At 69.2% G+C, this 13,373-nt stretch carries 12 protein-coding genes and 2 pseudogenes; 7 read left to right on the forward strand and 7 right to left on the reverse strand.

Annotated features, from left to right (window positions below):
- From ACFUPX_RS23220 to ACFUPX_RS23230, 3 genes and pseudogenes are all read right to left on the reverse strand, one after another.
- Nucleotides 1-322: pseudogene (locus ACFUPX_RS23220) on the reverse strand (hypothetical protein); the annotation flags it as partial.
- Nucleotides 323-447: 125 nt separating this feature from the next.
- On the reverse strand, nt 448-1,365 hold the full coding sequence (locus ACFUPX_RS23225) for a cupin domain-containing protein (RefSeq protein ID WP_383325691.1): 918 nt from the start codon (nt 1,363-1,365) through the stop codon (nt 448-450).
- A gap of 40 nt (nt 1,366-1,405) precedes the next feature.
- Nucleotides 1,406-2,323, reverse strand: coding sequence for a zinc-binding dehydrogenase (locus tag ACFUPX_RS23230; RefSeq protein WP_383325694.1), 918 nt, complete (start codon nt 2,321-2,323; stop codon nt 1,406-1,408).
- A 585-nt stretch (nt 2,324-2,908) separates the two neighbouring features.
- Between ACFUPX_RS23230 and ACFUPX_RS23235 the strand changes: the two genes are divergently transcribed.
- Genes ACFUPX_RS23235 through ACFUPX_RS23245 form a run of 3 tightly spaced genes read left to right on the forward strand, consistent with a single transcriptional unit; the run spans nt 2,909 to nt 5,028 of the window.
- Nucleotides 2,909-3,271, forward strand: a complete 363-nt coding sequence (locus tag ACFUPX_RS23235; RefSeq protein ID WP_383325928.1) for a MarR family winged helix-turn-helix transcriptional regulator — start codon at nt 2,909-2,911, stop codon at nt 3,269-3,271.
- Nucleotides 3,268-4,701, forward strand: coding sequence for an MFS transporter (locus ACFUPX_RS23240; protein WP_383325697.1), 1,434 nt, complete (start codon nt 3,268-3,270; stop codon nt 4,699-4,701). Before ACFUPX_RS23235 ends, ACFUPX_RS23240 begins: the two co-directional genes overlap by 4 nt.
- A 33-nt stretch (nt 4,702-4,734) precedes the next feature.
- Nucleotides 4,735-5,028, forward strand: coding sequence for a DUF1330 domain-containing protein (locus tag ACFUPX_RS23245; protein WP_383325700.1), 294 nt, complete (start codon nt 4,735-4,737; stop codon nt 5,026-5,028).
- 330 nt (nt 5,029-5,358) lie between these two features.
- On the opposite strand, the gene ACFUPX_RS23250 is transcribed toward ACFUPX_RS23245, so the two are convergent.
- Both ACFUPX_RS23250 and ACFUPX_RS23255 read right to left on the reverse strand, forming a co-directional pair.
- Nucleotides 5,359-6,066, reverse strand: coding sequence for a TetR/AcrR family transcriptional regulator (locus ACFUPX_RS23250; RefSeq protein ID WP_383325703.1), 708 nt, complete (start codon nt 6,064-6,066; stop codon nt 5,359-5,361).
- Nucleotides 6,067-6,242: 176 nt separating this feature from the next.
- A complete protein-coding gene (locus tag ACFUPX_RS23255) occupies nt 6,243-7,202 on the reverse strand; it encodes an NAD-dependent epimerase/dehydratase family protein (protein ID WP_383325706.1) in 960 nt (319 codons plus the stop codon).
- An 85-nt stretch (nt 7,203-7,287) separates the two neighbouring features.
- Between ACFUPX_RS23255 and ACFUPX_RS23260 the strand changes: the two genes are divergently transcribed.
- The 3 genes and pseudogenes from ACFUPX_RS23260 (at nt 7,288) to ACFUPX_RS23270 (ending at nt 10,150) form a co-directional block, all read left to right on the forward strand.
- Complete coding sequence (locus ACFUPX_RS23260) at nt 7,288-7,806, forward strand: helix-turn-helix domain-containing protein (protein ID WP_383325709.1); 519 nt, start codon at nt 7,288-7,290, stop codon at nt 7,804-7,806.
- A gap of 345 nt (nt 7,807-8,151) precedes the next feature.
- Nucleotides 8,152-8,640: pseudogene (locus ACFUPX_RS23265) on the forward strand (oxidoreductase); the annotation flags it as partial.
- Nucleotides 8,641-8,968: 328 nt separating this feature from the next.
- A complete protein-coding gene (locus ACFUPX_RS23270; RefSeq protein WP_383325712.1) occupies nt 8,969-10,150 on the forward strand; it encodes an acyl-CoA dehydrogenase family protein in 1,182 nt (393 codons plus the stop codon).
- Between the two features lie 116 nt (nt 10,151-10,266).
- On the opposite strand, the gene ACFUPX_RS23275 is transcribed toward ACFUPX_RS23270, so the two are convergent.
- A complete protein-coding gene (locus ACFUPX_RS23275; RefSeq protein ID WP_383325931.1) occupies nt 10,267-10,605 on the reverse strand; it encodes a thioredoxin family protein in 339 nt (112 codons plus the stop codon).
- 256 nt (nt 10,606-10,861) lie between these two features.
- Between ACFUPX_RS23275 and ACFUPX_RS23280 the strand changes: the two genes are divergently transcribed.
- Nucleotides 10,862-11,434, forward strand: coding sequence for an EF-hand domain-containing protein (locus tag ACFUPX_RS23280; RefSeq protein ID WP_383325715.1), 573 nt, complete (start codon nt 10,862-10,864; stop codon nt 11,432-11,434).
- A gap of 176 nt (nt 11,435-11,610) precedes the next feature.
- On the opposite strand, the gene ACFUPX_RS23285 is transcribed toward ACFUPX_RS23280, so the two are convergent.
- Nucleotides 11,611-13,299 (reverse strand): methyltransferase, encoded by a 1,689-nt coding sequence (locus ACFUPX_RS23285; RefSeq protein ID WP_383325718.1) that lies wholly within the window; start codon nt 13,297-13,299, stop codon nt 11,611-11,613.
- Nucleotides 13,300-13,373: the final 74 nt, after the last annotated feature.

The raw sequence follows: 13,373 nt of genomic DNA on the forward strand, positions 1-13,373 counted from the left end.
TCCCCGGGGGGGGGGCGGTTTGGGGCCCCCCGGGGGGGCCCCCCGGCCGGGGGTTGCTGCCGGGCAGGGGCACCGCCTCCGTGGCTTGCCCGGCGAAGCCGCGCCCGGATGCAGCAGGCAGGGCTGGACCCCGCCGGGTCAGTACTCGCCCGACGCCCTTCTCCGTACCCCAGTACTCGCCGATCGCGTCGTCGGGGCGCAGCTTGCACTCGGTGCTCTTGCTGGCCTTCAGCTCGACCTCGCTGTCGTCGCCTCCTCCGCAGGCGGTGAGCGTCAGCAGCGGTGAAGCGGCGAGTACGGCGACGGTGGTGGTGCGGCGCATGGCCCCCAGATGTGTGGGGGGCCCGGATCGCAGCCGGGCGGGAGGCCGGCGGGAGCGGGAAAGCTGGAGCAGGGCACCGGAGTTAACCAGCTTCCCGGCATTCGCTGGGGGTCGCCTGCCTACGATCACTTGCGAAGTCGAGAACGGTACTCGCCCGGGGGCATGCCTCGGGCACGTCGGAAGGCACGGCTGAAAGCGTGTGGCGAGGCGTAGCCGACCGCGCCGGAGATCGACTCGACCGGCTCGTCGGTGTCGCGGAGCCGGACGGACGCCAGGTCCATGCGCCACTGCGTCACGTATGCGCCGGGCGTCTGTCCGAGAGCGGACCGGAAGTGCCTGGACAGCGTCGTTCGGGAGACTGCTGTCGCCACCGCCAGGGACTCGGTGGTCCAGGGGTGTTCCGGCCGGGCGTGGACACATGCCAGGGCGTCGCGCACGACCGGATCACGCATCGCGCCCAGCCATGAGCCGGACTGCTCCCGCGGGTGGCGGGCCAGCCAGACGCGTACGAACTGGATGAGCAGAAGGTCGACGATGCTGTTGACGGCGGCGGTGGTGCCGATCTGCGGCTGTGCGAGCTCCGCCGTAAGAAGCTCGACGGTCTTTCTGAGCTGGGTGTTCTCCCGGCTCGTGACGTGCATCGGCCGGAGGAGAGAGGTGAGCACCGGCGTGCTCACCTCCGGGTCCTGCTCATAGCGCAGGACGAGCACTTCCGTCCGCGTCGGCGTCGAGCCCAGGTGCAGAGGGCTGCCGTCGGTGAGGGCCTGGTCCGTCGCCTTGCGGTCGCAGGGGCCCATCGTCGTACTGGACCCGCCGGCTATCCCGTGGGAGGTGCCCGGCGGCAGCAGGACGGCGTCTCCTGCCTGGACCTCCAGGGGTTTCCCGCCGGGGACGCGCAGCCACATCGTGCCGCGGGACACCACGTGCAGTGCCGCTCCCGGAGAGGAGTCCAGCCACAGGCCCCAGGTTCCTCCCGCCTTCAGCACGACCCCAAGTGCCCCTCGCGCACCCGATATACGCAAGGCCTCCGTGAGTACGTCCATCGTTCCATTCTCCTCGGCGGGCGTCGGACCATGACGGGCGTCAGACCACGTCAAGAACGATCTTTCCGTGCACCTTCCGCGCGAACAGTGCCTGGACGGCGTCGTCCACGTCCCGCCAGCTGCCTCGCAGTCCGACCGGTGCCGAGAGCCTCCCGGCGGCCATGAGGCCCAGCAGGTCCGTCAGCTCCCCGCTGGTCGGCGTCATGTCGCCGTAGGTGGCGATGCTGCGGGGTTCGCCGAAGCCGAACAAGGCCCCTGACGCAAACGTGGTGTCCTGCCCCGAGGAGTAACCGACCACGTGGATGGTGCCGCCCTCGGCGAGGAAAGTCCACGCCTGGGCCATCAGCGGCCCACCGACCGTGTCCAGGACGAGGTCGAACCGGCACTCGGTCTCAGCCAGGTCGGTCAGGTCGGTCAGGACCTTGTCGGCCCCGAGTTCGCGGAGCCCGACGGTGCGGTCCGGCGAACCCACCAGTGCCGTCACCCGGGCGCCCGCCAGCGCCGCCAACTGGACGGCGAAGTGCCCAACGCCCCCGCTGGCGCCGGTGACCAGCACGTCGCGCGCCAGCAGGGATCGCTTGCGCAGCACCCGCAGCGCGGTGACTCCCGCGATACCCAGCGCGGCACCGTCGGCCAGATCCACGCCCTCGGGGACGGTGCCGAGCGAGGCGGGGCTGACTGCCACCCGCTCCGCCCACGCGTGGGCGGACATCCCCAGCGCGACGCGCGTACCTTCGGGTGGCCCCGAGCCGTCGGATGCGGCGCGCACCACGACGCCGGCCGCGTCGTGACCGTGCACAGCGCCGATCGGCCACTGGCGCACGTAATTCAACTCACCGAAGTTGAGACCGATATGCCGTATCTCGACCAACGCCTCGTCGCTGGACGGCACGGGCTCATCGACATCGGCGAACCGGACGGGTCCGGCCTCGCCATGATCGACCACAAGGGCGCGCATGGGTGTGTTTCCTTCCCTCGTGGATGCGCCTGAACACTCGGCGCGAGCGACAGAGGCGGCAGTGCGCGAATGCAGCGCTGCCGCCTCCTTGAAACCCTACGCAGCACCAACACAGCGAACAGCCCCGTGAGAACCAATCAGTTGACGATCTGTATCAGTCCGATTCGCGCGCGGCGTCGAATCCGCACGCATCCGGTGGATGACGCTGTGACGGGCGCGGCGACACCCTGGCGGGCCGGCAGAGCACAGCAGCTCCCGCCCGCTGCCCGACTTGCCCTCACTCCGAGGCAGCGACTGACCGACACGTTGACTGCGGAGGGCTACTTGTCACTTGGTTCGCTACGTGACACCAGCCGCAGTTGCAGCCGGATGCGCTCTCAGCCTCGGCGACCGTGCTGCTCGGGTCGTCGGCCTTCCGCAACAGGCGTGCCGCCCAAGCCAGTTCACCATTTCCATAAACCATGAATATAAAAACGCTATGCTTCGAGCATGAGTCGTCACGACACCGCTCCCGGCGCGTCCACCGCCATCGGGACAGCCCTGTACGGCCTGGCCACCAGGGCCGCGAGACGCTTGCCCCGGGACATGAGCCTGACGTCCGCCGCCACCCTGGCCACCCTGGACCGGACCGGCCCGCGGCGCATCACCGATCTGGCCGCGGTCGAGGGCGTCACCCAGCCCGCGATGACCACCCTGGTCCGGGTGATGGAGGAGTCCGGCCTGGTCGAGCGGCGGGGCGACGCGTCCGACAAGCGGGTCACGCTGGTGTGCCTGACCGAGGCCGGCGCCTCCTATGTCCGGACGCGACGCCAGGCAGGCGTCCACGCGTTCGAGCGGTTGATCGGCGAGCTCACCGGCGACGAGGTCGAGGCGCTGGTGGCGGCCCTTCCGGCGCTGAAGCATCTGACAGAGCTCGAAAGCCAGGACCGCGAAGAGCCGAAGCGGTGACCGGGCAGCCGGGCGGCGGGGTCACGGTGAAGGGCTTCCCGGTGGCGCGTTCCGAGGCACGGCTGCTGGCTCCCGCCCTGATGTTCATCGCTCTGGTCGTGGCGGCGGTCGCCAGCCTCGGGACGCCGCTCATCACCAGCGTGGCGACCTCGTTCCACGTCTCGCTCGGCAGCGCGCAGTGGACGCTGACCATCTCGCTGGTCAGCGGCGCCGTCGCCACGCCGGTCCTGGGCCGGCTCGGAGCCGGCCCGCACCGCCGGGCCACGATCCTCGCCACGCTGGCGGTCGTCGTCGCCGGCAGCGCGCTCACCGTGCTGCCGCTGCCGTTCGCGTGGCTGCTGGCCGGCCGGGCGGCCCAGGGCGTCGGGCTCGGGCTGACGGCGCTGATGATGGGCGTGGCCCGGGACCACCTCCCCGAGGAGCGCAGCGCGGCCGTGATCGCCCTGATCTCGGTGGTCTCGATCATCGGGGCCGGCGTCGGCTACCCGCTTGCCGCACTGCTCGCCGAGCTCGGCGGGGTACGGGCCGCCTACGGCCTCGGTCTGGCCGTGACCACCGCCGCCCTCCTGACCGCGTGGCGCTCCATGCCCGAAGCCCCCGAAGGCCGCTGCGCCCACGTGGACGTGGCAGGCGCGGTCGTCCTGGCCTGCGCGCTGCTCCTGGTGCTGTTCCTCGCAGGCGAACGGAATCTGTGGAGCCGGCACCTCACCCTGGCGGCGGGCCTCGCCGTCGTCGCGGTGGTGCTGCTCTGCGTCTGGGCCGTCATCGAGCTGCGCAGTACGACGCCCCTGGTCGATGTACGGGCGGTGCGGCACCCTGCGGTCGCCGGGGCGAACCTCGCCATGTTCGTCGGCGGGATCGGCATGTACCTCCTCCTCACGCTCATCACCCGCTACGCGCAGACGCCGCACGGCGCCGGCTACGGCTTCGGGCTGACGACCTTCGTCGCCGGGCTGGTCCTCGTCCCGTTCTCGGTGATGGGCTTCGTCGCCGGCAAGCTCACGCCGCGGGTCCGGACGCGGATCGCCGACCCCCTGCTCCTGGCCGGCGGCGCCGTCGTGGTCGGCGGCGGGTTCGCCCTGTTCGCGGCGGCCCGGTCGGACCTGGCCGAACTGTTCGCGGCGATGGGCGTGCTCGGCTTCGGCGTCGGCGCCTTCTCGGCAGTGATGCCCGGCGTCATCTTGGCCGTCACCCCCAAGAGCGAGACGTCGAGCGCCATGAGCTTCAACTACGTCGTCCGCAGCGTCGGGTACTGCCTGGGCAGCGCCATCGGCGGCCTGATCCTCACCGCGGGCACCGGCCCCGGCCACCTCTTCCCCGACGACAGCGCCTACACCACCGCGGCGCTCGTCGGCATCGGCGCCATGGCGATCACGACGCTGACAAGCCTCGCTCTCGCCCGCCGACGCTCGTCCGAGACCAACCCGTAAGTCAGATGCACTCATCCCAACACTGGAGGTTCCATGCCCAAGGGCTACTGGGTCAGCGCCTACCGCACCATTTCAGACCCTGAGAAGCTGGCCGCTTACAACAAGCTGGCCGCCCCGGCCGTCCAGGCCGGGGGCGGTCGGACCCTCGTCCGTGGCGGTCGGGTCGTGGCGCATGACGCCGGAATCGCCGAGCGCACCGTCCTGATCGAGTTCGACAGCTTCGAGCAGGCCGTCGCGGCACACGAGAGTGCGGCCTACCAGGAAGCGCTGGTCGCCCTCGCCGACGGCGTCGAGCGCGACTTCCGCATCGTCGAAGGCATCGACTGACCGAGGTCCAGTCGGATCCTCACTGAAGATCCACCCGCTTGGATTGCGCTGATGCGGCTGTTGGTGCGACTGCTGGTGCGGCGGGGTTCATGGGTGCTCGTGCTGGTCGTGAGCGGCTGCCTTCGGTCTTGATCGTCTGTCAGCGGCCGTGTTTGAGGCGAGCAGGTCCAGCAGGACCGGGAGCGGTTCCGTCAGGGGGTCGGCAAGCGCGGTGAGTTCGGCGGCGTCGAGATCAACGGCCCTCTGGCGGTCCACTTCCGATCAAGCTCTGGGTGAGAGCGACGCGTGTCGATGTCGAGCCAGCCCTGTCTGGCGGTCAGCGTGAGGACTTCAGCGGAGCTGAAAGGCGTCGGCCAGGAGCGTGGTCTGCACGTCGAGGAGACCGGCCGGGTCGTGGCCCATGCCCGTGAACTGGCCCGAAACTTCCAGACTCACCGTGCCGTGCATCTGTGACCAGGCCATGATCGCCCCGGTCAGTGTGACGGCCGCTGCGGGGGTATCGGCGGACAGGTCTGTCCACTGCCTGACCCAGGCTGCTACCTCCGCCTCCCCGGACAGCCACGCCCGCGGGCCGTCCAGCAGTGGGTCCACCGCGGCCAGTGGTCGCCCCTGGACAAAGACGGACAGGAACGGCCCCAGGACGGAACGTGCCTGCAGCAAGGTTTCAGCCGGGGCGGTGAAGCCCGCCACCGGGGTGCCCTGGATCAGCAGGTACAAGTGTGGCTGCGCTAGGGCCCATGCACGATAGGCCCTGGTCAGGGCGTGGAGAGCGGCGCGCCCTGGCGTTGTGGTGTCCACTGCGTGGATGGCCTCGGCGGCGCCTCGGAAGGCGTCGAGCACCATGTCTGCCAGCAGGTCGTCGCGGCTGGCGAAGTAGCGGTAGAGCGCCGGGCCGGACATCCCGATCTCCTTGGCGATCCGCAGCAGTGCCACGCTCTCGACGCCGCCGGCGGCGAGCTGACGGACTGCTGCTGCCTTGATCTCTGAGCGGGTCTGCTCCCGGTACCGCTCACGCGGACTGCTCACGCGCGCAGCCATCCCCTCACCTCTTATTGATCTCCCGGGACATCGCGTATGCGGCTTCCCGACCGTTGGTCCGCCGGACCAATTCTGGTCTCGCGAATGTTTCATTCTATCGCTTTTGCTATACACCATGCCCCCTTCCAGCCTTGCCGGGAGGGGGCGGCGTCGTTATCGGCCTGCGCACAGGCGGCTCAGCCCCGTGACTGGGCGGCGAGGAAGCCCCGGTACCACTCCAGGGTCTCCTCGAGGGTGGTCTCGATCGGCGTGGGCTCGACGCCGAACTTCTGCTGGAAGGCGGTGGAGTCCATGATCTGCGGCTCGGTGTGCTGGTAGAACAGCTCGGCGTAGGAGTTCATGAACGTCTCGTCGAACGGACCGAAGGGCTGCGGCTTCTCCATCGTGACGGTCTTCAGAGGGTGGCCGACCAGGTCGCCCAACACTCCGAAGATCTCGCGCGTCGTACGGGCCGTAGCGGTGGGCAGGTGCCAGACCCGGCCGTCGCCCTCGGGGTTTTCGCCCAGCGTGGCCAGCCCGCGGGCGACGTCGAGGATGTTGGTGTAGCTGTGCGGGAGGTCGATATCGCCCAGCGCCAGTACCTCGCCGCCCATCAGGGCGGCGGGGAAGACGGTTCCGCCCATCGTGGAGTTCAGCACGCGGGGGCCCACGAAGTCCGACGAGCGGCCAAGGGCCACCTTCGCGCGGCCTTCCCTGTGTGCGGTGAGGTAGTTCTCGTCCAGTGCGGCGCGCATCTTGCCCTTGGTGGTGGTCGCCCGCCACGGGGTGTCCTCCGTCATGACCTCGCCGTGGGTCTCGCCGTACGGGTACAGCGTGTCCAGCACGACCAGGCGCGCACCCGTGCGCTCCACCGCGCCCAGGACGGCCTCCTGGATGCCCGGCATCACGTCGACCTGGAGGTGGTAGGCGACGTTGACGCAGTGGTAGACGACGTCCGCGCCCTCGATCGCGGTGAGCGCCCCCTCCATGGTGCCGACGTCGCCGGCGACCCGCTCGACGCCCTCCAGCGGCTCGCCGGAGCCGGCCCGGTCCACGAGCCGCACCGCGTGCCCGCGGCGCGCAAGCTCCAGGGCGATGGAGGTGCCGGCGGGACCGGCTCCCAGAACGGTGTGGAGCGAACCCTGTACTGCAGCCATGACGGAGTCCTTTCGGGACGGGAGGAGCAGAGCGAAGAACCTTCGCCGTTACTGACGAACGCTTACGTTATACACCGTAACTAAAGTGTTGGTGCGTCGCAAGGGTGGAGGTCTCTCGACTTGCGATCGCGGCGAGGTGAACCTCGACATGGCCGCCCGCCTCAACCTCGCACCGGCCACAGTCCCGGGCCCCCGCACTTCGGGTGAGGCGAAGCCGACTCCTCCGCTGCCAGTGCGGCGGGCAGGGCCTGGGGCCGACGACTACGTCGTCAAGCCCGCCAGCGCCGCGGACAGCGGGCCCGCCACGCTCGGTGATCTGGAGATCGACCGCGGCGCGCTCATCGTCCGCAAGCAGGATGAAGAACTTCCGCTTGCACCCTCGGAATTGAAGCTCCTGCTGTTCCTCAGCGCCGCACCGGAGCAGAGCTTCAGCCGCCGACAGCTACTGGAGGACATCTGGGAGCACAGCCACTACGGGGACGCGCGCCTCGTCGACGCCTGCGTCAGGCGGCTGCGCGCCAAGATCGAGGAATACCCGCGCTGCCCTGTGTACGTCCAGACCGTGCGCGGTTCCGGCTACCGCTTCGGCCCTCTGCCGTCATGAGACCCGGCGTCCCCCGCGGCCTGCGCCCCCGCTTGGTCGTCGCTTTCATACTCGTCGCCGCACTCAGCGCGCTCATCACCGCTGCACTCGTGCACGACCTGCGCCTCCAGGTCGACTCACTGGTACGCAACCTCCCCCCGGACCCCACCGATACAGACCTGCGCACCTTCGCCCGCCAGCTGGAGCGCGCCTCGGGTTCACGCCGCTGGCACACCGCAGTCTCCCGCGACCAAGACCCGCTGATCGGCACCGTAGACAGGGTCAGCAGCACGCTGCCCGCCGCGACCGAGGACAAGGGCCCCACCTTCTACGAGCGCAGCGAACATGCCGATGAACCCCAACTCCTCATCGGCATGCCCGGCGCACATGCGTTCTGGCATCGCATTCGACGACCTCCACTTCGAGCGTCGCAGCTACGACCCGCAGATTGCCTACGCCCAGTCGAAGACGGTGAACTCTCTCTTCGCCGTCGAAGCGACCCGCCTCTGGGCGTCTGACGGCATCGTGGCCAATGCGGTGAACCCCGGAGGTGTCGCGACGGGACTGCAGCGGAACTTCACAACGCGGCAGAAGGAGTCGCTCGACGCGGCCGAAGCCGCTGGAGTGTTCACGTACAAAACGGTCGAGCAGGGGGCTGCCACCAGCATCGTCGCGGCCGTCGCCTCGGAGTTCGCGCACTCCGGAGGCCACTACCTCGACGATTCACAGGAGGCCTACACCGTGCCGAACGACGCCGACCTCGCGCAGCACCCGCACGGGGTCAAGGAATGGGCGCTCGATCCCGCCACCGCCGAGCACCTCTGGACGGTCTCGACCGACCTGCTCCGCGCCTGACCTCTCGACGCCAGAGCAAGCGGCACCGCCGCCTTCTCGGTTGGTCGCCGCATCGCCCCACATAGACGCAGGCGTGATGGTCTTCACCCGGTTCGACAACCAGAGACGCGGTTGCCGAAGCCTTGTGGTCGCGCTACCCGCCGGCGACACACCGCCCAGAAGACGGCCGAGCAACCCCGTTCAGAAGGAGCGGCGTTGCTGGAGCTCCTTGACAACTCAACGTCACCTGGCGCTGCACACACGAGGGGCCGATCGCACGCCAACTGCCTCCGGACCGCCGGGCGGTGCGTGAGACGATCGGGAAAGAGACCACCAGGAGAGGAAGTTCATGGGGGACAAGGGTCGGCTGCATGTCAGTGCGGAACTGGCAGAGGTGCTGGAGCGGATCGACGCGCTCGGCGGGATGCTCGATGAACGGGCCGACACTGCCGAGGAGTTGGGCAGACTGCCGGAGGACACGGCACGGGCCCTGCTGGACGCTGGAATCGTACGCGCCGAGCTCCCGCTGTGTCTCGGCGGATACGAGTTCGCGCCGCGGCAGCTGATCGAGACGGTGGAGCGGTTGAGCTACCACGACGCCTCGGCCGGGTGGACCATGTTCGCGCTGCAGTTGATGACCGCGACCACCTCGGCGTACCTCGCCGGGGACGCGGCGGCCGAACTGTTCCCGGACGTGCCGAACGGGAAGTACGCGTTGCTCTCCGGGCACGGCACGCGCCCCGGGTGGGCGGTGCCCGTGGAGGGCGGCTACCGCGTCAGCGGCCAGTGGCAGTTCGCCTCCGGGATGGCGCACGCCACCCACATCCACAGCGCGATCCAGGTCGAGGGCACCGGTGAGCTGCGGGTTCTGGCGATGCCGAAGTCGCAGGTGACCCTGGACGGCAACTGGGACGTGCTCGGGCTGCGCGCGACACACAGCATCGACTACCACTGCACCGATGTGTACGTCCCGTACGAGTACACCTACGTCGCGACCACGCACACCCCGGTCAGCGGCGGAGCCGTCTACCGCCTCGGCCTGGTCAACATGTCCGCGATCGGGCACACGGGCTGGGCCCTCGGCGTCGGCCGGCGGCTCCTGGACGAGCTGAAGCGGGTCGCTGCGGCGCGCACTGGTTCGCGGGGCGCCGCGGTCGACACCTCCCAGTTCCACGCCGAGTACGCCACGGCGGAAGCCAAGCTTCGGGCAGCGCGGGCCTGGGTGAACGACCTCTGGCAGGACGTCGAACAGACCCTGGATCAGGGCGAGTTGCCCAGTACGGAGCAGGAGACTCTGATCCGTCTCGCCCTGAACCACACGACCTCGACCGTGTACGAGGTGGGCGGCACCGTACACCGCTGGGCCGGCTCGGCGGCGATCCGCCGGGGCCCGGTCGACCGCTTCCTGCGCGACCTCGGCACGGGCGCGCAGCACATGACGTCGAGCCCTGTCGTGCTCCAGAACTGCGGCAAGTGGCTGAGCGGTGCCCAGCCGGACGCCCGGTGGAGCTTCCTCGACCTGACGACCTGACCCGACCATCCGAGGCCGGCGATCGGGGGCCAGGAGCCGCTCCCGTCGCCGCATCTCGATCGCGGCCCTGGGCCGCTACAAGCCGGGACAGGGAATTCGGATCCCGCTGTGCATGATCAGACGTGCGCTGCCAGGAACGCCCTGAGTTCTTCCCTGCTCATCGGCCCCTCCCACGTCGCTGTCACTTCTCCCTGCTTGATCAGGAGCAAGGACGGTGCTCCGGTGACCCCGTATCGTCGTGTCGGCTCCGGACAGCGGGTCATGTCGGTCTTGACTGCCGTCAGGCGATCGCCGTACACGTCGGCCATCTCTCCTACGACGGAGTCCATTTCCTTGCACTGCTTCATTGCTTTGGGCCAGGTTCCGGAGAAGTAGGCGAGCACCGGTGCTTGGGATGCGGTGAGGATGAAATCGAATTCTTCGTTTTCCCTTGGCTGATGCACTCGGCTCGCCATCGATTGCCCCTCGGTAGTCAGTAACACGTCCGCCACCATCATGACGGCTTCGCGCGGCGCAGTCCGCGCGGGGAATCCGGACAGCGGCTACGTCGGCGCCCCCGCCCTTCCCCTCCAGGGGCCGGTTGAGGCCATCCGATCGTGTCGTTCTGAATGCTCTTTGCGCGGACAGACATCATCCATCGGCACACACCAAGCCGACTGCCCGGTGGTCAGGCGCCCAGGGTGGCCGGTGCAACCTCAAGGAGGCTCATCTGTGGCCAGCCAGTTCCAACACGACAAGCTCCAGGCCATGTTTGCGGCTTTCGACGCGGATTCCGACGGCTACCTCCGAGCCGACGACTTCGAGGCGCTCGCAGCCCGCTGGGGCCAACTGTCCGGCGTGGAGCCGGGCACCGAGTTGCGAGCCCGGGTCGAGGAGGTCTGCAGGGGCTGGTGGCGCACGCTGCTGGCCGCCGCCGACACCAACCGCGATGACACGGTGAACATGAGCGAACTCCTCGCGGTGGTCGACCAGCTGCCCACCATGCGAGAGGAGGTCGCGGCCACCGCCGACACCATCTTCGACGCCGTCGACACCGACAAGGACGGCCGCATCTCACCGACCGAGCACCAGCTACTGGTCGAGACATGGCACGGGCAGCCCCTCGACACGCGTGAAATCTTCCCCCTTCTCGACCACGACGGGGACGGCTACCTCACCCGCGCCGAGTTCGCGACCCTGTGGACCCAGTTCTGGATCAGCGACGACGCCGCAGAACCCGGCAACCAGGTGTGCGGCCGCATTCCCGGCCAGCGCTCAGGGAGCCCGGCCTCGTCCCCGGCCTGAGGTTCACCGCGAGCAAGCGACGACGACCACTCCCCCGGCCCGGGCCCCGGGTCCGGACAGTCGCCCGGATCCGCGGCTCTTTTGCCCTTCTGCCGCCTTCGAGCAGTTGGAGCGGGCCTGGTGAGGTCGATGTCCCTGGCCAGGGCGTGACGTGACAGCGGCGGCCCCAGCGTGGATCAGATGTGCGACGGCCCGGCCCTGCGGACGTGCAGCACGCTTCCGTCCAGGGGCAGCGATGCCACGTCGACCAGGGTGAGGCCCGCGTCGGCGAACAGCCGGGCGTAGTGGTCGGTCCGCCTTTCTCGGCCGCCGACGTTGCACATCATGTGCAGGTCCCAGGCCGTGGCCAACGAAGCCGAGCCGTCGGCGGGCAGGACACGTTCGACGACGAGCAGGTCGGCGGTGGCGGGCATGGCACGGGCACAGTGGCGAAGGATCTCGCGGCAGCGCTCGTCGTCCCAGTCATGCAGGACGCGGGACAGTACGTACACCTCGCCGCCCGCGGGTACGTCGGCGAAGTCGCCCGCCCGGAAATCGCACCGCTGCGTGTGCCCGGCCGCGCCGAGGAGGCGGCGGGCGGCTTCGACCGTGTGCGGGCGTTCCAGCAGGAGGCCCTGCAGGCGGGGATGAGCGGAAAGGATTCGGCAGAGCAGTTCGCCGTTGCCGCCCGCGATGTCGACCACGGTGGCCCCGTCGACCGCCGCGGTCAGGACCGGGTGGGCCGGCAGCGGGTCGAACATCCTTGAACCAGCGGACATCGACTGGTCGAAGAGTTCCGCGAGTCGTGGATCACGGGCGAAGTGGTCGAAGTGATTCTCGCCAAATCGCTGCTCGAAGGCGACCTGCCCGGTGCGCACGGTGTGGTCGAGCCCGGCGAAGGACTCGTAGAACACTCCTCCGTACATCAGTGCCAGAGCCCGCATCGACCCTTCGGTGTCCGTACGCAGCAGTCGGCCGGTTTCCGTCAGCCGGTAACCGTCATCCTCCTCGCTGACCACACCGAGCATCGTGAGGTAGCGCAGCAGGGTGGCCAGGTTCGTCTCGAACGCATCGACCTCCCGCGCCAGCTCCGCGATGGACACGCTCCGCTCCGCGTCCATCGCGTCGGCCACCTCCAACCGTGCGAACGTGGCCAGCGCCTGCGTCGTCCACGCCCCTGTCAGCAGGCGCAGCAGGCTCTCGGCGGGCTGCCGCCTGCGGTATTGGTCGAGGTGGGCGTCAAGGAGGTCACGGTGGTCACCGGGGACATACAGCTCTACGCGCCGGTAGCCTGCCTTGGCCTCCGCGGGCGCGACGAAGTAGAACACCGTGCCGTTCTCGTGCGGGTTGTAACCACCGCCGTCGGGCGTGGCGCCGTACCGTCCCAAGGCCGCGCACAGGCCGCGCAGGACCAACGGGTCCGCTGCCTTGACCTCGAAGGCGACATGCGCCTCATGCTGCTGGTCTCGCTCGTGCGTGGCGAGCGCTTCAAGGGACGAACCCGGCGGCACGGTCAGCGCGAACACCTCGACCATGCGCCGCGTGCCGTCCAGGCAGTCCACCCCGGGGCGCAGGATTTCGACGGTGAGGTCCGCCGCACACCGCTGGTGCCGTACGGCCAGACGTTCGCGCACGATGACGCTCGGCTGTGGCGGCGCCTCCACGACGAGACCGCAGTCGGTGATCATGGCGTGCAGTGCGGCCTCGTCCTGCGGGAAGACCAGGAGCGCGGCGTGGGAGAAGTCGCAGCGTTCGGCCAACGCCCGCAGCTCCGGGCCGTCGAGCCCGGGCAGCAGGAGCGGAAGCAGTGCGGCGGTGTCCTGCACCTTGACGAAGTCGACCGCCGCGCGCAGGCGAGACGTATCGCCCGACAATGTCGTGATCATTGCGGGAGGTTCCTCATTCCGGGTTCAACGCATGCATACGGACGTACGCACACGGACATACGCGTACGGACGTA

The organism is Streptomyces sp. NPDC057302 (assembly GCF_042667685.1).
Taxonomy (GTDB): Bacteria; Actinomycetota; Actinomycetes; order Streptomycetales; family Streptomycetaceae; genus Streptomyces.

Bases quoted from the DNA above. Each gene is read 5' to 3' on its own strand.
- ACFUPX_RS23275 (WP_383325931.1), bottom strand. From the start codon at position 10,605: ATGGCGAGCCGAGTGCATCAGCCAAGGGAAAACGAAGAATTCGATTTC.
- ACFUPX_RS23270 (WP_383325712.1), top strand. From the start codon at position 8,969: ATGGGGGACAAGGGTCGGCTGCATGTCAGTGCGGAACTGGCAGAGGTG.
- ACFUPX_RS23230 (WP_383325694.1), bottom strand. From the start codon at position 2,323: ATGCGCGCCCTTGTGGTCGATCATGGCGAGGCCGGACCCGTCCGGTTC.
- ACFUPX_RS23255 (WP_383325706.1), bottom strand. From the start codon at position 7,202: ATGGCTGCAGTACAGGGTTCGCTCCACACCGTTCTGGGAGCCGGTCCC.
- ACFUPX_RS23285 (WP_383325718.1), bottom strand. From the start codon at position 13,299: ATGATCACGACATTGTCGGGCGATACGTCTCGCCTGCGCGCGGCGGTC.
- ACFUPX_RS23235 (WP_383325928.1), top strand. From the start codon at position 2,909: ATGAGCCTGACGTCCGCCGCCACCCTGGCCACCCTGGACCGGACCGGC.
- ACFUPX_RS23245 (WP_383325700.1), top strand. From the start codon at position 4,735: ATGCCCAAGGGCTACTGGGTCAGCGCCTACCGCACCATTTCAGACCCT.
- ACFUPX_RS23225 (WP_383325691.1), bottom strand. From the start codon at position 1,365: ATGGACGTACTCACGGAGGCCTTGCGTATATCGGGTGCGCGAGGGGCA.
- ACFUPX_RS23250 (WP_383325703.1), bottom strand. From the start codon at position 6,066: ATGGCTGCGCGCGTGAGCAGTCCGCGTGAGCGGTACCGGGAGCAGACC.